This window comes from Occallatibacter gabretensis (assembly GCF_001449115.1).
GTDB lineage: Bacteria > Acidobacteriota > Terriglobia > Terriglobales > Acidobacteriaceae > Telmatobacter > Telmatobacter gabretensis.
Window position 1 is genome coordinate 238163 of record NZ_LAIJ01000002.1, and the last position, 21577, is coordinate 259739.

23 protein-coding genes are annotated in these 21577 nt (G+C 55.5%); 13 read left to right on the forward strand and 10 right to left on the reverse strand.

What is annotated here, in order from left to right; translation table 11 throughout:
- Nucleotides 1-74: 74 nt before the first annotated feature.
- Entirely contained in the window at nucleotides 75-1304 is a 1230-nt protein-coding gene (locus VO84_RS02840) for a BamA/TamA family outer membrane protein (RefSeq protein WP_058185768.1), read from the reverse strand.
- Nucleotides 1294-1491: a hypothetical protein gene (locus tag VO84_RS22715; RefSeq protein ID WP_058185769.1), complete on the reverse strand. Its 198-nt coding sequence runs from the start codon at nucleotides 1489-1491 to the stop codon at nucleotides 1294-1296. The genes VO84_RS02840 and VO84_RS22715 overlap by 11 nt, the downstream gene beginning before the upstream one ends.
- 573 nt (nucleotides 1492-2064) lie before the next feature.
- Between VO84_RS22715 and VO84_RS02850 the strand changes: the two genes are divergently transcribed.
- From VO84_RS02850 to VO84_RS02875, 6 genes are all read left to right on the forward strand, one after another.
- Nucleotides 2065-2703 carry a response regulator gene (locus VO84_RS02850; protein ID WP_058185770.1) on the forward strand — a complete coding sequence of 213 codons (639 nt, stop codon included), beginning with the start codon at nucleotides 2065-2067 and terminating at the stop codon, nucleotides 2701-2703.
- Between the two features lie 85 nt (nucleotides 2704-2788).
- On the forward strand, nucleotides 2789-3940 hold the full coding sequence (locus VO84_RS02855) for a DUF481 domain-containing protein (RefSeq protein ID WP_157439692.1): 1152 nt from the start codon (nucleotides 2789-2791) through the stop codon (nucleotides 3938-3940).
- A gap of 57 nt (nucleotides 3941-3997) precedes the next feature.
- On the forward strand, nucleotides 3998-4810 hold the full coding sequence (locus VO84_RS02860) for a sensor histidine kinase (protein ID WP_058185772.1): 813 nt from the start codon (nucleotides 3998-4000) through the stop codon (nucleotides 4808-4810).
- A 300-nt stretch (nucleotides 4811-5110) separates the two neighbouring features.
- Nucleotides 5111-5392 (forward strand): transposase, encoded by a 282-nt coding sequence (locus VO84_RS02865; RefSeq protein WP_058185773.1) that lies wholly within the window; start codon nucleotides 5111-5113, stop codon nucleotides 5390-5392.
- Between the two features lie 106 nt (nucleotides 5393-5498).
- Nucleotides 5499-6290: a DUF2092 domain-containing protein gene (locus VO84_RS02870; RefSeq protein ID WP_058185774.1), complete on the forward strand. Its 792-nt coding sequence runs from the start codon at nucleotides 5499-5501 to the stop codon at nucleotides 6288-6290.
- A gap of 1 nt (nucleotide 6291) precedes the next feature.
- A complete protein-coding gene (locus VO84_RS02875) occupies nucleotides 6292-6792 on the forward strand; it encodes a hypothetical protein (RefSeq protein ID WP_058185775.1) in 501 nt (166 codons plus the stop codon).
- Between the two features lie 94 nt (nucleotides 6793-6886).
- On the opposite strand, the gene VO84_RS02880 is transcribed toward VO84_RS02875, so the two are convergent.
- Nucleotides 6887-7942 carry a dihydrodipicolinate synthase family protein gene (locus VO84_RS02880; protein WP_058185932.1) on the reverse strand — a complete coding sequence of 352 codons (1056 nt, stop codon included), beginning with the start codon at nucleotides 7940-7942 and terminating at the stop codon, nucleotides 6887-6889.
- Between the two features lie 115 nt (nucleotides 7943-8057).
- On the opposite strand from VO84_RS02880, the gene VO84_RS22720 reads away from it, so the two are divergent.
- Together VO84_RS22720 and VO84_RS02885 are read left to right on the forward strand one after the other, a co-directional pair.
- Nucleotides 8058-8198: a hypothetical protein gene (locus VO84_RS22720; RefSeq protein WP_197413868.1), complete on the forward strand. Its 141-nt coding sequence runs from the start codon at nucleotides 8058-8060 to the stop codon at nucleotides 8196-8198.
- Entirely contained in the window at nucleotides 8195-8578 is a 384-nt protein-coding gene (locus tag VO84_RS02885; protein WP_058185776.1) for a hypothetical protein, read from the forward strand. The genes VO84_RS22720 and VO84_RS02885 overlap by 4 nt, the downstream gene beginning before the upstream one ends.
- Before the next feature lie 53 nt (nucleotides 8579-8631).
- On the opposite strand, the gene carB is transcribed toward VO84_RS02885, so the two are convergent.
- From carB to carA, 3 genes are all read right to left on the reverse strand, one after another.
- Complete coding sequence (carB, locus tag VO84_RS02890; protein WP_058185777.1) at nucleotides 8632-11928, reverse strand: carbamoyl-phosphate synthase large subunit; 3297 nt, start codon at nucleotides 11926-11928, stop codon at nucleotides 8632-8634.
- A gap of 18 nt (nucleotides 11929-11946) precedes the next feature.
- A complete protein-coding gene (locus VO84_RS02895; protein ID WP_058185778.1) occupies nucleotides 11947-12357 on the reverse strand; it encodes a carboxypeptidase-like regulatory domain-containing protein in 411 nt (136 codons plus the stop codon).
- A 71-nt stretch (nucleotides 12358-12428) separates the two neighbouring features.
- Nucleotides 12429-13562 (reverse strand): glutamine-hydrolyzing carbamoyl-phosphate synthase small subunit, encoded by a 1134-nt coding sequence (carA, locus tag VO84_RS02900; RefSeq protein ID WP_058185779.1) that lies wholly within the window; start codon nucleotides 13560-13562, stop codon nucleotides 12429-12431.
- A gap of 193 nt (nucleotides 13563-13755) precedes the next feature.
- Here carA and VO84_RS02905 point away from each other — a divergent pair, with 193 nt between their 5' ends.
- Complete coding sequence (locus VO84_RS02905) at nucleotides 13756-14712, forward strand: VWA domain-containing protein (RefSeq protein WP_197413870.1); 957 nt, start codon at nucleotides 13756-13758, stop codon at nucleotides 14710-14712.
- On the opposite strand, the gene lepB is transcribed toward VO84_RS02905, so the two are convergent.
- A complete protein-coding gene (gene lepB / locus VO84_RS02910) occupies nucleotides 14709-15299 on the reverse strand; it encodes a signal peptidase I (protein WP_058185781.1) in 591 nt (196 codons plus the stop codon). The genes VO84_RS02905 and lepB overlap by 4 nt on opposite strands.
- Nucleotides 15300-15327: 28 nt before the next feature.
- Nucleotides 15328-16224, reverse strand: coding sequence for a hypothetical protein (locus tag VO84_RS02915; protein WP_157439693.1), 897 nt, complete (start codon nucleotides 16222-16224; stop codon nucleotides 15328-15330).
- A 184-nt stretch (nucleotides 16225-16408) separates the two neighbouring features.
- Between VO84_RS02915 and VO84_RS02920 the strand changes: the two genes are divergently transcribed.
- Entirely contained in the window at nucleotides 16409-17506 is a 1098-nt protein-coding gene (locus VO84_RS02920) for a serine hydrolase domain-containing protein (protein WP_058185783.1), read from the forward strand.
- A gap of 143 nt (nucleotides 17507-17649) precedes the next feature.
- The gene (gene murQ, locus VO84_RS02925; protein WP_058185784.1) at nucleotides 17650-18630 is read left to right on the forward strand and encodes an N-acetylmuramic acid 6-phosphate etherase; all 981 of its coding nucleotides are present in this window, start codon (nucleotides 17650-17652) and stop codon (nucleotides 18628-18630) included.
- Between the two features lie 108 nt (nucleotides 18631-18738).
- Here murQ and VO84_RS02930 read toward each other — a convergent pair whose 3' ends face one another.
- Both VO84_RS02930 and VO84_RS02935 read right to left on the reverse strand, forming a co-directional pair.
- Entirely contained in the window at nucleotides 18739-19524 is a 786-nt protein-coding gene (locus tag VO84_RS02930; RefSeq protein WP_058185785.1) for an ankyrin repeat domain-containing protein, read from the reverse strand.
- Nucleotides 19525-19985: 461 nt separating this feature from the next.
- Nucleotides 19986-20465 carry a hypothetical protein gene (locus VO84_RS02935; protein ID WP_058185786.1) on the reverse strand — a complete coding sequence of 160 codons (480 nt, stop codon included), beginning with the start codon at nucleotides 20463-20465 and terminating at the stop codon, nucleotides 19986-19988.
- Between the two features lie 181 nt (nucleotides 20466-20646).
- Here VO84_RS02935 and VO84_RS02940 point away from each other — a divergent pair, with 181 nt between their 5' ends.
- Together VO84_RS02940 and VO84_RS22725 are read left to right on the forward strand one after the other, a co-directional pair.
- Complete coding sequence (locus VO84_RS02940) at nucleotides 20647-21081, forward strand: ester cyclase (protein ID WP_058185787.1); 435 nt, start codon at nucleotides 20647-20649, stop codon at nucleotides 21079-21081.
- A gap of 208 nt (nucleotides 21082-21289) precedes the next feature.
- A complete protein-coding gene (locus VO84_RS22725; protein WP_058185788.1) occupies nucleotides 21290-21523 on the forward strand; it encodes a hypothetical protein in 234 nt (77 codons plus the stop codon).
- Nucleotides 21524-21577: the final 54 nt, after the last annotated feature.

A 21577-nucleotide genomic window follows, 5' to 3' on the forward strand; every position in this document is an offset into this window, starting at 1 on the left:
TGAACTCGCGCATTGATGAATTAGAGCAATCGCTGGTTAGTTCTGCGCATCGTCTACAGCCGTTCGCATCACTCTTAAAAGGCTTCTCCCAAACTTACATAAGTAGCTCTGCTGTTATCGCCCCACGCAAAATCCACACGCAGATTCATATGGTTCTTGGGCGCTATTGCGAATCTCGCTCCAAAGCCGCCGCCCGGTTTAGCGTCTCCGAACTGGGTAAAGGTCTTGCCCACGGCGCCGGCGCCGGCAAACGCAACAACTCCTAAGCGCCAGAAAAGTTCGCGCCGATATTCGGCTTGACCAACAAGCATGCGGTCGTCACGAAACTGCCCCATCTGATATCCACGAACATCCTTCGACGATCCCAACTGGCATACATCGAAAAACGGTGCCTGATCGCTCACTCCGCACACCGAACCGTGAATCGCAAAAACATTCTTGGCGCCGGCACTTAAGTATTTGTCGTAGCTCGTGGTAATGCTCTTGTAATTCCTCTGTGCTCCTACCGCGGGATCAAAGAAGTCCGCTGTCAGGTCGACCAAAGATCCTTTGCGTGGATAAAACGGATTGTCGCTCGAATCTCGCTGAATACGCACTCCCAGTGCGGCGGTTTGAATGCGAAGATCAGAAGGCAGAGGAATCGGGAGATCGCTCGGGTTGAGCGTACCGGAGTTAAGAGAGATCCGGTTTGTGACCAAGTGATAACGGGGACCAAGATACAAATGATTGAAGACACGAACCTTGAATTCAACCAGGAAGCCGCGAGAGCGCTGCGACAGAGGAATATCGATGCCGCTTTCTCCACTGTCGCTTCCGACGCCAAAGAAGTTATAGTTAAACTCCCCTCCGCCGCCTCCCGCAAGTATCCGAAAGCGATCGTGATGGAGGTAAAGCTTTGCGCCGAGCCCTGCACCCCAGCTTCCTCCGTCGGTACCAAAAGCCGTCACTGCAAACGTGGACGGAGGAGATGCCATGTCATTTTCTAGATGCCTCATGTACATCACCGCTCCTCCGCCTCCGTTCCCAATCGAAGGATTGATCAGGGGGATTGGAGCAAACGCCCACTCGCCGCGCCGTTGGGGCTTGTCAGTGCTCGCGTTCTCTTCAGGATTTGTTGCATCTCCAAGCGTCGTTCCCTTGTTTGCGCTTCCACTCTCCAGATTGACATTCGTGCCAAAAAGTACGGGAGTCTTCGCCGTCGTTTGCTGAGACTGCTGAGAGGACGTGGGCGCTTGCTGGCCATGCACAAGGGGTAAAAGCAAGATCGAGATCGCGATTTGAACAGCCACGCATTCACGTCGCATGTTTTACCTCACCGTTTGTTGGATCCCGGTAGCTTGTATGAGATAGTGAGGGCTGAATGAAGGCGAACGAAATCGGCAGCGCGATGATTGCCTCTTCTTCTACAAGCAGGACTGCGCGTTCGTAAGACTGCGCCATTCCGCGGAACAGATACCTGCGACACGGCAGCACAAATCGCATATCGGTCAACAAAGGCATCTCCGAACGGAACGACGGTCGTAAACTGGGTAGCACGAACAGTAAACACCCAGTAGCGTAGCCCTTGAGCAGTTGTGGGAGTACTGTAACTTCTGACAGCCATAGCATTCTGTCAGCGTAATGAACTCAAGTTCAACACACTGAACAGTGACGATCGTCTTCAAAGCTTGCAGGCTATTGAACGACTTGCACGCTAGTCCGCACAAGGCCTCAATCTGAGAACTTTCTCAATGAGGTGCAAACGTTTCTCATAAATTTATCAAGTGATCATATGTACATCGGCCGTATGGCTCATGCTCACAATGTATCGACTTAATACATGCAACCTATCGCTCTTAATTCCCTCTCATGCTTGAAGTTACAACCTTTTATTATCCGAGGGAGAAAGTTTCTTGCCTTTATGATTTCTTTATGCTAATGTTTCGTTCCACTGGAAACCGGGCCTCATCTCTTGCATCAAATTGAGTTTTTATCATTCACACTTTGAGAGATTCTCTCCTTAACAGCAGCATTATTCATAATTCATTTAATTGTGAAAATGAGTTCTTATGAGGAGGACGTCTGATGAGAAGACCGCGCATATTCCTGGCAGACGACCATAACATGCTGCTGGATGCATACAGAAGACTTCTGGAACCCGAATTCGAAGTCGTCGGAACTGCCTCAGATGGAAAAACTCTCATTCGCCTCGCGCCACCATCAATGCCGGATCTGGTCGTCATTGATCTGGGGTTACCGCTTCTGAATGGAATGGACGCGGGCGCCCAAATCAAAGCAATAATGCCCAAAGTTCGTCTGGTAGTAGTCACCATGAATGAAGATGTCGAAGTTGCCGTTCAGGCACTGCGCACGTGGGCATCCGGTTTTCTCTTAAAGAAATGTGCGGGTACGGAGCTTGTCGCTGCCATTCGTGAAGTCCTGGCTGGCAGATCGTACATCACGCCACACACAGCACATCAAATTGAGCGCGAGTTCATCCGCGATCCAGCCGTACAGTGCAATAAAACTTTGAGCGTCCGTCAGCGGGAGGTTCTGCAATTACTGGCGGAAGGAATGACGATGAAGGAAGCCGCCAGTGTATTGTGTCTGACTGCAAGGACAGTGGCATTTCACAAGTATTCCATCATGGAGCAATTCAACCTTCACACCAATCTGGACCTGCTCAGGCTCGCGATTCGCGAACACCTCGTTTCAACGGCATAGTCATCTTTTGGGGCCATGGTTTTCTTTCATAAAAGGGGAGGCTTTGAACGGCCGAACGGTCGTGCGAAGCTATGGGTATCCGCTTATGCCAGCTCGTGTGGCAAAGGGAAAACTTGCTCTGATTTCTGCGGCTCCTGGGGAGTTCTCTCAGTCCGTCGCTGATACGCTCCGAACCACACTGCGTGGCGCCTTCCATCTATTCCCTGCTATCGCCATCTGGCTTGTAGTTCTCATACCTCACAACGCCGTCGGTCTCACTTCTTCTCACCAGAAAACCGATATCGTTCACATGAAAAATGGAGACAAAATCACCTGCGAAATTCAGTCGCTCCAGAAGGGGCAGCTGAACGTCAAACCTGACTACACGACGGACACAATCGTAATCGACTGGACAAGAGTTGAACGTCTGGAAAGCTCTCAGCTCTTCGTCATTACTGATCCGAACGGAAAGACTTACTCGGGTGTGCTGGCGGAAGGCATTCAGCCGCGCACGATCACAATCGTCGGACGCCAAAGCCACACTCTGTCCGATGAGTCGGTAGTCGAGATCAGTGAGCTGGGGAACAATTTCTGGAACAGCCTGAGCGGAAATATCGCCATCGGCACCAGCTTCACTGCCTCAAACTCACAGGGAACACTGACGGTGCAGAGCGGACTGCAGTATCAATCCAAAAGGAATATTGCCAGCCTCAGCTCAAATTCTCAGTTCGTAACTCAGGAGAAAGCTACAAACACCAATGAGATAACGGTCAAGGCCGCTTTCTTCCATCAAATATCAGAATCAAAATGGTACGGCGGAGCCATTGCTAACTTTCTCTCTAGTTCCGAGCAGCAGATTGCCCTGCAATCTACCTTGGGAGGTGCGATGGCAAGGCGGCTTATCTTCACAAATCGCACCAACCTCTCTACTATCGGCGGCCTCGGCTACACACACGAACGAGACGACTCGAATGAATCAGGCACCAGGCACCCGAATTCAATCGACGCAGCCACAGCGGTTCAATTCTCGATGTTCCGCTTTAAGACAACATCATTTAATACGGCGGTCTGGGCTTATCCAAGCCTCACCTCGCCCGGTCATTTTCGCATGACGTTAAACCAGGATATCTACTACAAATTTAAAAACGACTTCTACGTGAGCCTGAGCTTCTATGACAACTACGATAACCAGCCCGTGTCGGGCGCTCCATCCAACAACTTCGGCACAACAACCTCGATCGGTTGGTCCTTCCATTGAACCGTTAGAAAGCTTCTGCTGTTAGGAGGCGCAAACGCAATCAGAGAGGCTATTCAAATGACAACGATGACTCCTATCATTTCAGAAGAAAAGCTTAGTAGTGCGCAGCTTCGTAAGATGTCTCCGGTTCTGGAGCCTGCATGTATGCCGGAACAGACAGGTTTGACCAGCTTTACAAAAGCGCGCTCGAAGCAAACCTCACCCTACAGTGCAGCAAGCAGGATGCACGCTCAGGAGTTGATCGAAGCGGATGAAGACATACGCAGGCATATCGCACGTGAGTTGCACGACGACATCGGACAACGGCTCTCCTTGTTGTCCATTAGGCTTGGGTTGCTGCAGCAGTTGCATGTAGTCGACGATCCGGACGACAGTTTTGCAGAATCTCTCCGGGACCTCAATACTTTGATCTCCGATGTGCATAACCTCTCGCACAGCCTGCATTCCTCCAGAATCGAGCATCTAGGCCTCGACTTGGCATTGCGGGAAATCTTCAAACAGCTTCGCGAAAGCCACAGCACACACATAGACTTCCTCGCGAGGAACATTCCCCGTAGACTTCCGCCGGGCCTTGTCTTGTGTTTTTTTCGCATTGCGCAGGAATCGCTCAATAACGCAATCAAACACGGCGGCGCGTTGCGAATTCAGGTAGAGCTTGCAGTCCGTGACGGCGCACTTACCATGCGCATACGCGATTTTGGCATCGGCTTCGACAGAAGCTTTGTTCAGGAGGGGCTCGGCCTTATGACAATGCAGGAACGTATAGCAGCAATCGGAGGCACGCTCACAGTCGACTCCGAGCTAGGTGCGGGAACGATTGTCACCGTGGCAGCAGATCTCCCTTCCCTGCGCAATATCCTGTCGGACTAGGAAGTCTCAACAAAACAGTCGCGGCAACTACATCGGAACCCTTTCAACGAAAAGTCGTACTTTGAACAATTCAGCAAAGTCCTGTCAGTTGTGACAGTTGTACAGTGCTGCAGTCTGGCTAAGCTGGAATTGAAAGTTTTATGAAGCGTCGACATGTATCGACTGCCAGGCTGGCAGGTTATGACAATCAATTCCATTTCACGCAGAGAATTGGCGACCGAGCCGGAATACCTGATTTGAGGAATCAACCAATACCTCGGCGGAAATGGATTTGTGAAAGCGTCGACAAAAGGATCTGGCATGAAGAGGCGCCTATTCAGTGAAGAGCAGATCCTTGGAATACTCGAGCAGCGGGAGGCAGGAGCGAAGATGGCAGATCTGAGCAAGGAACATGGCGTGAGTCCGGCAACCATCTATCGATGGAGATCGAGGTTCACTGTATTGGATGTAAACGAAGCTCAGCGCCTTCGCCAGATAGAAGAAGAAAACATGCGACTGAAGCAGCTTGTGGCCGACCTAAGCCTCGACCGTGAGGCTTTGCGGGCCGCGGCTCGCAGAAGCGGATACCAGTCATTTAAGTAGCGACAAGCTGCGCCGCTATTGAGTCGCGACCGTCACCGCTACAGCAGTTATGCCACATGCGAGCCAAACCGGTAACTAAATGTCTCGGTACTTTCGAGGAGGTAAGATGTATCGCATCAAGTGCGCGTCCGTTGTCGTAGTTCTGGCGTTGCTGGCAGCCATATGTCCAGCCCAGGATAAGCCAGCACAGGATAAGAAAACCACATCTCCCACTGCTCCGCAGGCGAAAGATATCGACCCTCTGGCGATGCGGGTCTTGAAAGCCGTCTCGGATCCTTTGGAAAACGCCAAAGCATTCCGATTCAAGGCATTGGTCAGCGAAGAAGATTTGGCCACAGATGGTCAGATAGTCACTTTCTTTCACACCGTAGATGTCACCGTTCAGCGCCCTGACAAGATTCATCTTGTTCTACGAGGGCGCGGTCAGCGCGTGGACTTCTATACCGCAAACGGACAAACCACCATGTGGTCGCCAGATACTCAGCTCTACACCACACTGCCCGCAAAGAGCACCATTGATGAAGATGTTGCCAGCCTCAGGGCAAAGGGCATCGATATGCCGATCGGACCTTTTCTACGTTCCGACTTTTACCAGCTTGCAGACAAGGCAGCGCTCACCGCATATGTGATTGGCCGCGTCAAAATTTACGATCAGGACGTGCATCAGCTCGTATTCACCGCTGCTGATGCGGATTATCAACTCTGGGTAACTGGCGGAGATACTCCGCGCTTTGTGCGCAGTGAGATCGTCAATAAGAAGCTGGACGGTAAGCCCCGTACCACAATTCAATTCCTCGACTGGGATTTCAATCCGACTCTGGATCCCAATGAATTCACTTTCTCCAAAACTTCGGACGCACACGAGATCACGCTCCTACCGACTCCAGGAGGTAAATAAAATGAGGGCCTATGTCGCACTCGCTCTCTGTATTTGTCTAACTGCCTCAATTTCTGAGGCGCAGGTTGGACGTCGTGGCGGCGGTCAACGCGTCAATGTACAAAATCGCTCAGCCAATGTAAATCGCAACGCCAACATCAACCGCAATACAAATGTGAATGTCAACCGCAACGTGAACGTAAACGTCCACAACGATTATCACGGCGGCGGTTGCTACAACTGTGGCGGCGGTTACTATCACGATAATGATTGGAACTGGGGAGCCTTTGCTGCGGGAGCTGCCGTTGGGGTAGCCACCACTGCGGTCGTCGCGGCTGCAACTCGCCCATCGACAACGGTTGTAGTCGCCGCTCCTGCAGTCGGAACAATAGTTCCGGGCCTGCCCAGCGGATGCGCCGTGATCAATGCAGCCAATGGAATGTATTACAACTGCGCCAATGTCTACTATCACCCCTACTACCAGGGCACAACACTTGTGTATCAGGTAGTGACATATCCGTAAGAGTAACTCATCAGCCGTTCCCCAAAATACACGATGCGCTTCTTCAGCAGAACTCTTTGCAGAAGAAGCGCATTGTTTTTGGTTTAGTTGATGGCTAGTTCCGGATCTCCGCCAGCAAGCCCTCAATCTCCGCTTTCTGCTCCACATTCAGAGCCAGCAGAGGCGCACGCGCCTTCCCTCCGTAGTATCCGTTAAAGTCGCAGGCATACTTCACTCCACTGATCCCAAGCTGGCCCACAATCCGCTGGCTCGGTCCGGCAATTCTCTCCTGCTTTGCCCGTGCCAGTTCCAGGTCGTGATCTTTCCAGGCAAAGTAAACCTCCTGGCACGCTTGCGGCGCGCAAGCTGCAAACGCCAGCACACCGCCGGCTGCTCCTGCCTCCAGCGACTCCAGCAATGTCCCCGCCGAACCCGCCAACACCTGGAAGCCTATCTCTTTCATTCGCGTCTTAAGCAGTGTCGAAGGCTGCGTCACAGCCATCGCAACTCCGCCGCTCAGATCACCCAACGGCACAAATCCGCTCTCCATCTCGAGCTTCGGTTCCAGCATCCGCCCAGTCACCGGTTCAAAAATTGTAGTCACCGGCACAGTTCGTTTAGGAGCAATCTGCGTTGCCTCAATCAGCGCCCGCACCTGCTCCACACTTCCCGTCGAATCCTTGATGCCAATAATGTTCGGATGCTGTGCAAGTTCGGCCACCACAGGGACTGGAATGTTGTACGGCGCGAACCGCGGAATGTTGTACAGGATCACCGGCAGCGGCGATCGATCCGCCACGCTCCGGAAGTAATGCAGAACAGCTGCCTCGCTCATTGCCGGCGAGTAATACGTCGGCGTCCGCACCAACACCGCGTCATAGCGCGCCTCAGCCGCGGCCTCTGCAAGCTCAACCGTCCCGCGAACGCTCTCACGGGCCACTCCGGCAATCAGCACCTTCTCTGCCACCGCCGCGTCCGCCGCAACCTTCAGTACCTCGCGTGACTCCGCATCATTCAGTTCTACCGCCTCGCCCGTGGACCCCAGCACCACGATCCCGGCCAGAAGACTTCGCGAATAGCGAGCCACATTGGCCTCAAGCTTACGGAAATACACCCGCTCATCTGCATAAAACGGAGTTGTCGCAGCTGTAAAAATGCCTTCGATGTACATACCAACATTGTAAAGTTCGGAATCAGTCCCGTCCGGAAACGGCACGCTTTGGAATCTTTTTCCTTCTCTTCCCCTTCCGTGCCATTGCCGCCCCGTCGGTGGCAATTTATACATAATGGCAAACTCACTGGAGCCACAAATGGCCAAGTCTGTCACTATCGCAATCGAAGCCGACGACGGCAGCGAGACGCTTACACGTCAGGTCTTCGCATTTTTCGGGCACACCTTGATCGCGGTCGCCATCTGGGCACCATGATGCTGGTCGGCTACGTGATCAATCCTGCGTACATCCCGCAGATCGTTATCTACATACTCTCGTTCCTGATCCCCCTCAGCACCGGCGCACTCATTGTTGGCGCCCGGCTCAGCGAGATTGCCCCGCACATCTGGCTAGCCGGCATCATCTGGATGCTTTTCCTCAGCCTCTGGTTCCTGGACCTCCCTACCGGCCCCAATGCTTGCAATCAATGCGACGCCACGGAAAAAATCGTGCGCTCATTCTTCAGCTATCCCACTCCCAGCGGGCTTATGGATGACAACGGCCCGTTCTTCGGCACCTGGCCCGCCATTGCCACCATCGATTACTGCATCGGAGCAGCCATCGTGCAAGCCCGCAGAAAAAAGTCCGCAAGATAACTCAGGCCGAAGCTTTCGCCCCGGCCCAGTGACAATCTCGCACTCTTTCTGTTCTATTGCATGCGGTTTGCTCGCGCTCCATGCAGTTCCTGCAGCGCATTCACCGTAACCTGCTTGCGCTGCGTTGAGGCAATTCCCTCCACCGCCGCCTGCGCCGCCGCAATCGTCGTAATCGTGGGAATACGCGCCAGAACTGCCGCTCGCCGAATCGCCTTCTCATCAAAGAAGGGATCTTGCCCATGCGGCGTGTTCACAATCAGCTGAATCCGATCGCCTTTGATCAGGTCCACCACATTTGGTCTGCCTTCCTTTACCTTGAACACGCGCTCCACAATCAGCCCCGCCTTCTCCAGCGCATTCGCGGTGCCTTCAGTCGCCACCAGCTTGAACCCAAGGCCCACAAACCGCTGCGCCAACTCCACCGCTCCAGCTTTATCCGCATCATTCACGCTGATAAACATCGTGCCGCCGGAAGGCAGCAACTGCCCTGCGGAAAGCTGTGCCTTGGCAAACGCCTCGCCAAAGCTCGCGGCTACGCCCATCACCTCGCCCGTCGACTTCATCTCCGGACCCAGCACCGTATCCACGCCGGCAAACTTGTTCCACGGAAACACTGGCGACTTCACATAATAATGATCTCCAACCTCCAGGTCTTTACCAGAAGCCACCTGCTCCGGCAGCAGCTCCTTCAGCGTGCGTCCTGTCATCAGCCGCGCCGCAACCTTCGCCAGTGGCACGCCCGTCGCTTTTGAAACATACGGCACCGTGCGCGAAGCCCTTGGATTCACCTCAATCACATACACATGGTCCTTGCCGTCTGCATCCTTCTGAATCGCAAACTGCAGATTCACCAGACCAACAACCTTCAGCGCCCGCGCCAGCTTCCGCGTGTGCGTCCGAATCGTCTCCAGCGTCTCCTCTGCAATCCCCACAGCCGGCAGCACGCAGGAAGAATCACCCGAGTGAATTCCGGCCTCCTCAATATGCTGCATGATGCCCGCAATCACCACGTCTTCTGAATCGCACAGCGCGTCTACATCCACTTCCACCGCGCTCTCCAGGAAGTGATCAATCAGCACCGGTCGCTCCTGCGAATACTCCACGGCCTCGCGCATGTACTTCGTCACCGCCTCGGCGTCATACGCAATCACCATCGCGCGCCCGCCAAGCACATAGCTCGGCCGCACCAGCACCGGATAACCAATCCGCTCACCAATCGCCAGCGCCTGTTCCACGCTCGTCGCCGTGCCGCCCGCAGGCTGCGGAATCCCCAGATCGACGAGCAGCTTTCCAAACTGCTTCCGATCCTCCGCCAGGTCAATCGACTCCGGCGAAGTCCCGATAATTGGCACGCCGGCAGCCTTCAGCCTGTGCGCAAGGTTCAGTGGCGTCTGGCCGCCATACTGCACAATCATGCCGATCTTTGCGCCGCCCGCCGCCTCATGGTTGTAAATCGCCAGCACGTCCTCCAGCACGAGCGGCTCAAAATACAACCGGTCGCTCGTGTCGTAGTCCGTCGAAACCGTCTCCGGATTGCAATTCACCATGATCGTTTCGTAGCCGTCTTCCTTCAGCGCAAACGCCGCATGGCAGCAGCAGTAATCAAACTCAATTCCCTGCCCAATCCGGTTCGGTCCCGATCCCAGAATGATGACCTTCGCCTTATCCGTCGCGGGCGACTCATCTTCTTCGTCATACGTCGAGTACAGATACGGCGTCATCGACTCAAACTCCGCCGCGCACGTATCCACCAGCTTAAAGACCGGCTTGATTCCCTTCGACTCGCGCAGCTCTCGTACCTGCTTCACGCCATCATGGCCCTCAAGCTTCCACTCCGCCGCAATGCGCTCGTCGCTCAGGCCCATTCGCTTCAGCCTGCGTAGAGCCTCTTCCGTAATCTCTTCTGGAGTAGTCTTGGCAATCGTCTGCTGCTCCAGCGTAATCTCGCGAATCTGGTGCAGGAACCACGGGTCCATCCCCGTCAGCCGCGCCACTTCACGCACACTCATCCCGCGTTCAAACGCAAACCGAATATAGCCCAGCCGCTCCGGTCTCGGCGTCACCAACATCTGTGTTAACCGCCGTGGGTCCAGCACTTCAGCACCGGTCTTCTTGCCAGTCTCAAGCGCGCGCCATGCCTTCATCAGCGATTCTTTGAAGGTGCGCCCAATCGCCATCACTTCGCCGACGGACTTCATCTGCGGTCCCAGCACGTCATCCGCGCCAGGAAACTTCTCAAACTGCCACTTCGGAATCTTCGTCACGACATAATCAATCGTCGGCTCAAAGCATGCCGGCGTCTTGCGTGTAATGTCGTTCGGAATCTCATCCAGCGTGTAACCCACCGCCAGCTTCGCTGCAATCTTCGCAATCGGAAATCCCGTTGCCTTCGAGGCCAGCGCCGACGACCGGGACACGCGCGGATTCATCTCAATCACCGTCATGCGCCCATTCGTTGGATTCACCGCAAACTGTACATTCGATCCGCCCGTCTCTACGCCAATCTCGCGCATCACCGCAATCGCCGCATCGCGCATCTTCTGGTACTCGCGATCCGTCAGCGTCTGCGCCGGGGCCACCGTAATGGAATCGCCCGTATGCACGCCCATCGGATCGAAGTTCTCAATCGAGCAGATGATGATCACGTTATCCGCCAGATCGCGCATCACCTCAAGCTCATATTCCTTCCAACCCAGCACGCTCTCTTCAATCAGGCACTCATGCACCGGCGACAAATCCAGTCCTCGCGACAGAATCTCCATCAGCTCTTCGCGGTTATATGCAATGCCGCCGCCTGAGCCGCCCAGCGTAAAGCTCGGCCGAATCAAAATCGGAAATCCAATCTTGCTTGCAAAGTCCAGTCCATCGCGCAGATTATTCACCAGCGCCGACTTCGAAACCTCCAGCCCGATGCGAATCATCGCATCCTTGAACAACAGCCGATCCTCGGCCTTCTTGATCGCTCCAAGCTTCGCGCCAATCAGTTCCACGTCGTACTTGTCCAGAATCCCGGCGTCAGCCAGATCGACCGCAAGATTCAGCGCCGTCTGTCCGCCCACCGTCGGCAGCAATGCAAACTTGCCGGACCCCGGCCCAAGCATCTCCGCCTCGCGCCGGATAATCTCCTCAACATAAACAGTCGTCAACGGCTCAATATACGTGCGGTCCGCCAGCTCCGGATCAGTCATAATGGTGGCCGGGTTTGAATTCACCAGCACCACCTCATAACCCTCCTGCCTCAGCGCCTTGCAAGCCTGCGTGCCGGAATAATCAAACTCCGCCGACTGCCCAATCACAATCGGCCCCGAGCCGATCACAAGAATCTTCTGAATGTCATTTCTGCGTGGCATTTCTTCCTGTGTCCTGACCTAACGTCCGCCATTCTTCCGAATAGCGTGTTCAAATTCCTCTTTACTCGTCACAACCAACGAGCACTCATCCGCGCAGGCCCCCGGCCCAAGCACAATGTAAAGCTTCTTCCGCTCGATATATGTCGCGATCTCAGCCCGAACCACAATCGCATGCGCAGCCGGCGCATTCAGCGTACGAGCCACCCGGAACATATAGTCACCCTGGACGTGATCAATGCGAAATTTTCCCGACTGATCGGTATGCGTGCTCATCCGAACCTTGTCATCCTGCGAAAGCGTGACCTCAACATTTGCAGCCGGCGCACCACGTCCGGTAACCACAACGCCTTCCACATGCGTCAGCCGAATCGGCCCATCTTTTTCCAGTTGCTGCGCATGAGCCACACCGCAAACCAGCGCCACCAGCATACAACCCAAAAAACAGCGGAGCCAAAAGCCCCGCTGTCTTGAAATACCTGTCCTAGCGCTCAACGCAACCGTCATCCCTTCCACTCCTCCATCAAATTCCGGAAATCCCGAAACAGATAGTGCGAATCATGCGGCCCCGGCGCAGCCTCCGGATGATATTGCACGCTGAACAACGGCAGCGTCTTGTGCCGCAAGCCTTCCAGCGTATTGTCGTTCAGATCTACGTGAGTCAGCTCAACTTCGTTCGCATTCACGCTCTCCGGATCGACGGCAAAGTTATGGTTGTGCGCCGTAATCTCCACCTTGCCAGTTGCATTATTCCGCACCGGATGATTCCCGCCATGATGTCCGAACTTCAGCTTGTACGTCTTGCCGCCCAGCGCCAGCCCGCATAGCTGATGCCCCAGGCAAATCCCAAAGACCGGCACGCGCCCCATCATCCCGCGAATCGCATTCACTGCATAATCCACAGGCTCCGGGTCACCCGGCCCATTTGACAGAAACACGCCATCCGGCTTCATCCCCAGCACGTCCTCGGAAGAAGTCTGCGCAGGCACAACCGTCACCTTGCAGCCTTCGCGAGTCAACATGCGCAAAATGTTTCGCTTCATCCCAAAGTCGTAAGCCACCACATGCAGCTTCGGTCCCTCAACGGTGACAGTCAGCAGCGGATCGTCCGTCTGGTTATGGCTATCCGATTCGTCAAAGGTATAAATCGCCTTCGTCGAAACCACCTTCGCCAGATCAGTCCCATCCATCTTGCGAATTTTTCTGGCCTTTTGGACAAGCTCTTCGACATCAGAAGAGACCGTCGAAATCACACCACGCATCACGCCGTTATCGCGCAGGTGCCGCACCAGCGCTCGCGTGTCAATCTCCGCCAGCACGGGAACCTGGTAGCGTTCCATGTATTCGTCGGTTACCTGCTCGGAGCGCCAATTCGAGCTCACGCGCGAAAACTCACGCACAATCAGGCCTTCAATAAACGGCTTCGCCGCTTCATTGTCTGCCTGGTTCGTTCCGTAATTCCCGATCTGCGGATTGGTAAGAACAACTATCTGTCCGGCATAGGAAGGATCGGTAGCAATTTCCTGGTAGCCGGTAAGAGAAGTATTGAAAACTACCTCGCCCTGGCATTCACCAGGTGCGCCGTAGCCTTCGCCGCGGAAGAGGCGCCCGTCCTCGAGCGCAAGTATGGCCTGCATCGCTTCTCCGGGGAGTGGATTCAATCGATTTTATCAGGTTTCACTCCGCATCGTTAGATGCTGAGACCCTGAAATTTGATGTGCTTTATGTCAATCCGCCACAAAAAGAAAACAGATCAGGCGCCGCACATCTGAATTCAGGAACTCCATGCTATTTTGCCGCGTATTCATCTGCATAATGTTTAATTTGCGTTTGATCCATATACCCGCTACCGCCTTATTCATGGGGGTTGTCGCGTTTACGCATCTCAGCTCGGCGCAGGAGCCGCAAACTCCTATCTTTCGCACGGAGACCCACTTAGTTGACTTCACATTCAGTGTTCGTCGTTCAGATGGCACTCTTGTAAATGGCCTCAACCGCGAAGACTTCATCATCACGGAAGATGGAAGCCCACAGAAACCAGCATTCTTCGGCAAAGAAGCTGAACTCCCGCTCACCTTAGGCCTCCTCGTAGATGTCAGCGATAGCCAAAGCAAATTCTTCAAGCGCCATCACAAAGACATCGAAAAATTCCTCAACACTGTGATGCGACCGCAAGATGAGGTCTTCAGCATTTGCTTTGGAAACCATCTACGCGTCACCAGCGACAAAACTTCATCCATCGCTTCGGTGATGGAACAGTTGGAGCGCTTCGACAAGGGGGAGCGCAATTATCCCGAACTTGCGCCCGAAGATCATCGCGACAATCAGACCGGCGGCGGAACAGCGCTCTACGATGCCATTTATTACAGTGTCGCCGCTAAACTTGCACAGGCTTCTGGACGCCGCCGTGCATTGATCCTTTTTACAGATGGCGAAGAAAACGCAAGCGCCCACGATCTGTTCGACGCAATTGACGCCGCGCGTGAAAACGACACTCTGATCTATGCCATCCGTTATACGGATGAAAAGCAGCTCACACCGCATTCACACCACGGAATTGCGGCTTTACATCATCTTTCGTCTGAAACAGGCGGCTCAGACTTCGATGCGCTCCACATCAATGTTTCTGAAGCATTCGAGCAGATTGCCAGTGAGCTGCGGTCTCTCTACTCCGTCGGATATTACTCATCAAACAAAAAACGGGATGGCACATTCCGTCGGGTAGTAGTCACAACCACGGATCCGGCATATTCCGTGCGTGCGCGCACCGGCTACTATGCTCGTTAATTCACCACGCCCGCATCCCGCCTTGGCCAGTACACAAACGCGGCCTTCCCGTAGATCAAACCCCGCTCCACCGGCCCAAACTCCCGGCTGTCGGATGAAATCGACCTATGGTCGCCCATCATATAGTAGTAATCCGGCGGAATCACCATCTCCGGCAATGACCGGCTGTCTCGATACTCATCCGGCACATACGGCTCTTCCAGCCGCCGCCCATTCAGAATCACGTCCCCGCCATCAATCCGCAGCCGGTCTCCCGGCACTGCAATCACGCGCTTGATGTAACTCTTCTCCGGATCCCTCGGATAATGAAACACCACCACATCTCCACGCTGAATCGCGCTGAAGTGGTACACAAACTTGTTGATGAACAACCGGTCATGATCCTCCAGTCGCGGCAGCATGCTTGTACCTTCCACCCGCACCGGCTGATACAGAAACAGAATCATGAAAACTGACGCCACAACCGCAATCAGCAGGTCGCGCGCCCACAGCATAAGCGTGCCCGACTCAGGCGCAACAACAGGAGCAGAAACCTCATGCACCTGCGCCTGGACCGCTTCGTTTTCCTGATTTTCCTGGGAGATCATTGCCTTCTACTTCTACTTTAGCTCACTTTCACTGGCATCCCAGCCCGCCCGGCGGACAAAGCACGCGTGGCTTCTCCATTGGCTTGGCCTGCATCGCGGATGGCACAAACACAGTCGCCGTTCCCGGCGCGCCCACTCCGCCCAGATTCGCTTCTTCCAGCGTCAGCGGTCTCTGCAGCATCATCTCCACCTGCGTGCCCGCATCAATATTCACATCCGCACCGCGGGTAAAGAGCGATACAATTCCCGCCGCCGCCAAGCCACCGGCCATTCCGATCAAGCCTCCCGCCAGCGGATGCCCCGACCCCAATCCGCCAATCGCGCCTACCGTCCCGCCTGTCGGAATCGCAATCTCCGCAACCTTGCCCATATTCCGCGTCTTGTCGCTGTCCTGTTCAATCGTGCCTTCGCCATCATCCTTTACAGACTGCTTCTTCGCCCCCGGCACGCTGTTCACAATTCCCGGAATCTCTACCACGCTTCCATTCGGAAAAATAATCGAAGTAAAGTGCATATCCAGCTGCGCCTTACCCTTCACATGCCCCGCTCGCTCCACGCGATCCACCATGCCCTGCACATACACGCCAGTCGGAATCATGACTCGGCTTCCCACCACCACCGGAAACGTCGAAACCAGGTACACCCCGTCGCCAGCACGTGCGCTCTTCGTATTCAGCGAGTTCCTGAGCTGCAGCAGCACCTTCGTCCCCGCCGGCACAATATAAGTCTTCGGCTGTACAGCAGTCATCTGCGCCGGAACTGTTGCCAGACCACTCGCAATTGGCTGCGGAGTTGGCACAGTCTGCCCAGCAGTAGCCGGAGTCGGCGCAGCATTCGCCGGTGCCTGTCCAGCATCCTGCCCCTGGGCCGCCACGCCCAGTGTCATCCACAGCGCCACACTCATCCCCGCTGCAACTCCCCGCATAGCTGCCCCTCCCTTTCGATAGACGCTTGTCTTGCAATCAAGGATAGCCCCATTCCGCCTCATTTGTGCGGTGTTTAAAGAGCACGCCCTTAGCCATACCATACCGTCGCTTACAAATGTTTCGGGCTTCACCCAAAATGGAAAAGTTTCTCCAAATTGCATTTCGCGTTACGATGCAAAGACAATGCAGCCCGCGCACCAACCCGCCAATGATCGCGATCCGCGCTTCGCCCCGGCCCTGCGCGTGCTGGAAGATGCCATTGCAGCCCGCGCCTTCCCTGGCTGCGCCTTCGGCGTCCTCGCCGACGGTCAGATCCTGCTTCACTCCGCCATTGGCCGCCAAACCTACGACGCGAACTCGCCCGTCATCACACCAGACACGCTCTACGACATCGCCAGTGTCACCAAAGTCGCCATCACCACTACCGCTGCCATGCTCCTCCATCAGCGCGGCATCCTCGATCTCGAAATGCCACTCGGCGATCTTCTTCCCGGTTTCGTCATCGGTCGCGAACCCGGCTCACCTGCGCGCCACGTCCGCATCCACCATCTCCTCGCGCATTCCTCCGGCCTGCCCGGCTACGTTCGCTTGTTTGAGCAGCATTCCACGCCATCTTCCCTTCTCCGCGCCTGCCTCGAGCTCCCCATTGAAGCCCCTCCCGGCACGCGCGCCGAATATTCTGATCCCGGATTCATCCTTCTAGGCAAAGCCCTTGAAGTCCTCATACACGAACCCCTCAGTCAATGGGCACATCGCGAGATCCTCGTCCCGCTCGCCATGTCCGCATCATGCTTCTGCCCACTTCCCGCCCAGCGCGCCGCCATCCCGCCCACCGAGTTGGATACATGGTTCCGTCATCGCATCATCCAGGGCGAAGTCCAGGATGAAAACGCCTCCGTCCTCCACGGCGCCGCCGGCCACGCCGGCCTCTTCTCCAACGTCCCCGACCTCCTCCGCCTCGCGCAAGCCATCTTCGACGCCAGCCAGGCCGACTCCCTCTTCACAACCAAAACCATCGATCTCTTCTCTCGCCGTCAGCCTCCCACCGGCAGCTCCCGCGCCCTGGGCTGGGATACGCCATCAGAAAACTCCTCCTCCGGCTCGCATTTCTCGCCACACTCCATCGGCCATCTCGGCTTCGCCGGCACATCGCTCTGGATCGATCTCGACGCCCGCATCACCATCGTGCTTCTCACCAACCGCACCTGGCCCGACCGCCAATCCCAGCTCATCAGAACCGTGCGCCCCTCCTTTCATAACGCCATTCGCGAAGCCCTTTGATTCGTCTCTAATCCTTCGTCATTCGTCCCTGAGAGGCACGGCCACGCAGTGCCTCTCTAAATACCTCCGTAACCCTCCACTACTTCTGCCTTGCCAGTAACAGGAGTACAATCGACAATTAGGGACATATAGGGACAGAATCGATGGCTACCACCACATTGACTCCGGAGACAGACATCGCATCAACCTCAACCACCGCGAAGCAAGACCCCGCATCCCTCCTCCAGCAGCTCATCACAGAGAGCATGAATGAAGCCTCCCAGGGCTTCGACACCAAGTCTGCTCTCGAGATCGCTCGCATCATCAATCACGAGGATTCCAAGGTCGCTACCGCGGTTAAGAAGGCTATTCCGGAGATTGCCCAGGTCATGGACCGGGTTGCTCGCGCTCTCCGTGACGGCGGTCGCCTCATCTATGTAGGCGCAGGCTCCAGCGGCCGCATCGCCGCCCTCGACGCCTCCGAATGCCCTCCCACTTACTCCACCGCACCCGGTCAGATTCAATACATCATGGCTGGCGGCCCCAAAGCTCTCGCTTCCGCCGTTGAAGTCAATGAGGATTCCGAAGAGCTCGGCCAGCGTGACATCGCCCGCCGCCGGCCCACGCGCAAAGATGTAGTCATCGGCGTCTCCGCATCCGGCCGCACGCCCTACGTCGTCGCCGCCACGGCATATGCCCGCGCCCGCGGCGCATTCACCGCCGCCGTCTCATGCAATCACGGCACCCCGCTGGCTGAAGCCGCGGAGATCGCCATGATCGCCGACGTCGGCCCTGAAGTCGTCTCCGGTTCCACCCGCCTCAAGGCCGGCTCCGCTCAGAAGATGATCCTCAATATGATCACCACTGGAGCCATGACCCGCCTGGGTTACGTGTACGAAAACCTCATGGTCAACGTGCACATGCAGAACTCCAAGCTGGTCGAGCGCGGCATCCGCATTCTCATGCGCGCCTGCAACATCGACCGTGCCACCGCCGTCGATACCATCAAGTCCGCCGGCCGCTCTGTCCCCGTCGCGCTCGTCATGCTCAAGGCGCGCGTCGACAAGCCTGAAGCCGTCCGCCGCCTCGCTAAATCCGACGGCAACGTCCGCCTCGCCATCGAAGACAACGTCCTCGAACTCTAGCTTTAAAAGGGCACGCCTTTAGCCGTGCCGCAAATGCCAAATAGAAAAAGCAAAGCCTGAAGCGTCATACGCCTCAGGCTTTGCTTTTTCTATTCCCTATTCCCTGCTTTATTCATGCGCCCCATGCTGTTTCAGAACATCCGCCGGATGGTGGTCATTCATCCCAAGCGCGTAAAAGAGCGGCCTGTGCCGGCCACTGTCTTGAAAGTTCACATCCGCGCCCTTGTTCACCAGCAGCTCAACCAGGTCGCTGTACTGCATCTGCAGAGCCACATCCAGAATTGAGGTCGTATACGCATCCGTCAGATTCGGATTCGCTCCGTGGTCCAGCAGAAATGCAGCATCATCTTTCTGGCCGCGCATCACAGCAAAGTACAGCGGAGTGGCGCCGCTTCCCGCCTGCGCATTTACATTCGCGTTCTTGGCCACCAGCATCTGCACAATCTTCTTGTGGTTGATCGAGAAAATCGCCAGATGCAGCGGCGTATAGCCAACCGTCGCGCCAGTCACCTGGTCTCCGTGCACATTCAGCAGCACTACCGGGTCGCGATGCGTACCGGCTCCTGCAAACTCCTGCCCCAACTCCGATGGTCCGAATGCACCGTAGTGGTTCGTCGCATTCGGGTCCGCGCCCGCGTCCAGCAGTGCCTGCACCGCCTTGTCCTGTCCATGCAGGGCCGCAAGGTGCAGCGGCGTATCGCCATTCTTGTCCTGCGCAGACACGGCCTTCGGGTCGCTCTGCAGAATCGCTTGAATCTTCTTTACATCGCCCTTTAACGCGGCGTCATGAATCGGGTCGGCCCACGCCGCACTCCCCAGAACCATCGCCGCAGCCGTTACCACCACCAGCCGAAAACCCCGTCCAGAAACCACTCCGCGAACAGCAGAAAACATTCTCATTCCTCCGGTATCGATAAGCGCAGTATTTCTCTGCATTGATGAGTCTAATGTGTGCGCTTCCCTTATATGGACGTTGCAGCTCTCTGCGGAGTTGAAAATCTGTTCCGGTTCAAAATTGCGTGAGTTATCCTGTGCAGCACAGATTTCCAAGTGACGTAATTTCAAGCCATTACAGGCGATTGCACAGTTTCTGGAGAAATCTTTATGCCATCTTCATTCCAAAACTGTGCAACTGCCCGGATACAGCAAAAGCAGAAGGCCCGAATCCGACTGGATTCGGGCCTTCTGCCCGCTGATTATGAGTGTGCCATAAACGGTGGTAATTCTACGCAAACTATCTGAGAGCAATCGCAGCACGAAAGTCCATTGGACCAAAGTAACGTGGATCGTGATTCGTGGTCAGCCGGCGTTCCCAGGTCTCTGGTTTGAGACCTGGGACGCAGCACAAACCTCAATTACACTCCGGGCTGCTGAGCCGGGGGCTGTTGACCCTGCTGCTGGCGCTTCGCCTTCCGCGCGGCCTGCATCTGTTCGAACTGTTGTTTCTGCTGGTCCGTCATGACCGCTTCCAGCTTCGCCCTGGAGTCATCCATGATGCCCTTGGCCTTGGTCCTGCGGTCAGCCGGAGCCACCGAGGCATCCGTCCGCAGCGTCTGCATCTGGTTCGCACGGTCCTCAAGAATCGGCAGGATCTGCGTCACCTGGGTCTTGTTCAGGCCAAGCTCCTTGCCCAGCCGCTTGGCTTCTTTCGTAGGGTCGGCGTCGCGGTGCATCCCGCCACCTGCCCCGTTTCCAGCAGGAGCCGGGGCTACCTGGCTGGGCGGCTGTTGGTCGCTCGGAACGGGCTGTTGCGCCTGGGCAAAAGCCGCACCTGTAGCAAGCAATGTGGCAAGAAACAGTGGGCGGAATAGAGTAGCTTTACACGAATTCGTCATGTTCGTTCTCTCCATCGGGCTAGTCCATGTGGTGCTTAACCAGCCGGATGGTTACTCGAACACACATCCACATCCCTAGTTGCGCGCAAACTTCACACGAGCGCCAGCCCAAACCTATATCCAGACACATATAATTCAGCCCGTAAACCACAACTCAAACAAACATAAGGAGAACGCAGAGATGCACGACAACGCTGCGCCCGGCAATTCCGCAATCGTTCGCCGCTTTGTGGATGAAGTCATCACCCAGGGAAATATGGAGATCGCCAACCAGTATGTCTGGGAGGATGTCGTCGAGCAGGTCCCTTTTCCCGGCCAGGGCCCCGGACTGGAAGGCCTGAAAGATGTGCTCCAAGGCATGCGAACAGCCTTCCCAGACCTGATCTTTTCCATTCAGGAGCAAGTCACAGAAGGCGATAAAGTAGCCAGCCGCTTCGAGTGGACCGGCACGCACTCGGCAGCGTTCCTCGGCGTTCCGGCAACAGGCCGGTCCGTGCGCGTCTGGGGAATCGTCCTCGATCACCTTGAAGAAGGCCGTATCAAAGATACCCGCATCCTCATGGATATCTTTGGCCTGATGATGCAGCTTGGCGTATTTGCCCCGCCCGGCAACTGAATTGCGTGAGAAGACCTGGTGTAAAGTCCGGGGCTGAAGCCCCTGTTCTTTTCCTCTCCGGTATTCAGTGGCCTGAAGGCCCCTGCTCCCTCCGGCTCAATGCCTACTTGCCTTATTGGGATACTTTTCAAAAACTTTGCGGCCTTTCCGCTGATTCACAACAGGAGGAAAGGCCGCCTTTATCTAAGTGGATTGTTTACTTGTCGCTATGCGCGTCTACATGCTCCTTGGCTGCATGCTCGGCATGGTCCCCGGCATGAAGATCATGGGCATGAGCCAGATGCGCATGATGCGCAGCTTTGTGATGATCGCCAGCTTCATGATGCTTTGCGGCCTCGGTATGGTGGTGTGCGGCCATCCCGTGATGATGAGCCGCCTGCTTGTGATGATTCGCCGCTTTCTCAGACATAGGGAAATCTCCATTCCGCTCGCAGACTCATAGTCAAGCGTCCGCAAGCATGTTACGAATCTTCATCCCCGCGCAATACACGATGGG

Bases quoted from the DNA above. Each gene is read 5' to 3' on its own strand.
- VO84_RS02850 (WP_058185770.1), top strand. From the start codon at position 2,065: ATGAGAAGACCGCGCATATTCCTGGCAGACGACCATAACATGCTGCTG.
- murQ (WP_058185784.1), top strand. From the start codon at position 17,650: ATGGCTACCACCACATTGACTCCGGAGACAGACATCGCATCAACCTCA.
- VO84_RS02870 (WP_058185774.1), top strand. From the start codon at position 5,499: ATGTATCGCATCAAGTGCGCGTCCGTTGTCGTAGTTCTGGCGTTGCTG.
- VO84_RS02860 (WP_058185772.1), top strand. From the start codon at position 3,998: ATGACAACGATGACTCCTATCATTTCAGAAGAAAAGCTTAGTAGTGCG.
- VO84_RS02885 (WP_058185776.1), top strand. From the start codon at position 8,195: ATGATGCTGGTCGGCTACGTGATCAATCCTGCGTACATCCCGCAGATC.
- VO84_RS22725 (WP_058185788.1), top strand. From the start codon at position 21,290: ATGCGCGTCTACATGCTCCTTGGCTGCATGCTCGGCATGGTCCCCGGC.
- VO84_RS02935 (WP_058185786.1), bottom strand. From the start codon at position 20,465: ATGACGAATTCGTGTAAAGCTACTCTATTCCGCCCACTGTTTCTTGCC.
- VO84_RS02920 (WP_058185783.1), top strand. From the start codon at position 16,409: ATGCAGCCCGCGCACCAACCCGCCAATGATCGCGATCCGCGCTTCGCC.
- VO84_RS02840 (WP_058185768.1), bottom strand. From the start codon at position 1,304: ATGCGACGTGAATGCGTGGCTGTTCAAATCGCGATCTCGATCTTGCTT.
- VO84_RS02865 (WP_058185773.1), top strand. From the start codon at position 5,111: ATGAAGAGGCGCCTATTCAGTGAAGAGCAGATCCTTGGAATACTCGAG.
- carB (WP_058185777.1), bottom strand. From the start codon at position 11,928: ATGCCACGCAGAAATGACATTCAGAAGATTCTTGTGATCGGCTCGGGG.
- VO84_RS02930 (WP_058185785.1), bottom strand. From the start codon at position 19,524: ATGTTTTCTGCTGTTCGCGGAGTGGTTTCTGGACGGGGTTTTCGGCTG.
- VO84_RS02875 (WP_058185775.1), top strand. From the start codon at position 6,292: ATGAGGGCCTATGTCGCACTCGCTCTCTGTATTTGTCTAACTGCCTCA.
- lepB (WP_058185781.1), bottom strand. From the start codon at position 15,299: ATGATCTCCCAGGAAAATCAGGAAAACGAAGCGGTCCAGGCGCAGGTG.
- carA (WP_058185779.1), bottom strand. From the start codon at position 13,562: ATGCAGGCCATACTTGCGCTCGAGGACGGGCGCCTCTTCCGCGGCGAA.
- VO84_RS02855 (WP_157439692.1), top strand. From the start codon at position 2,789: ATGCCAGCTCGTGTGGCAAAGGGAAAACTTGCTCTGATTTCTGCGGCT.
- VO84_RS02880 (WP_058185932.1), bottom strand. From the start codon at position 7,942: ATGTACATCGAAGGCATTTTTACAGCTGCGACAACTCCGTTTTATGCA.
- VO84_RS02895 (WP_058185778.1), bottom strand. From the start codon at position 12,357: ATGCTGGTGGCGCTGGTTTGCGGTGTGGCTCATGCGCAGCAACTGGAA.
- VO84_RS02915 (WP_157439693.1), bottom strand. From the start codon at position 16,224: ATGCGGGGAGTTGCAGCGGGGATGAGTGTGGCGCTGTGGATGACACTG.
- VO84_RS22720 (WP_197413868.1), top strand. From the start codon at position 8,058: ATGGCAAACTCACTGGAGCCACAAATGGCCAAGTCTGTCACTATCGCA.
- VO84_RS02940 (WP_058185787.1), top strand. From the start codon at position 20,647: ATGCACGACAACGCTGCGCCCGGCAATTCCGCAATCGTTCGCCGCTTT.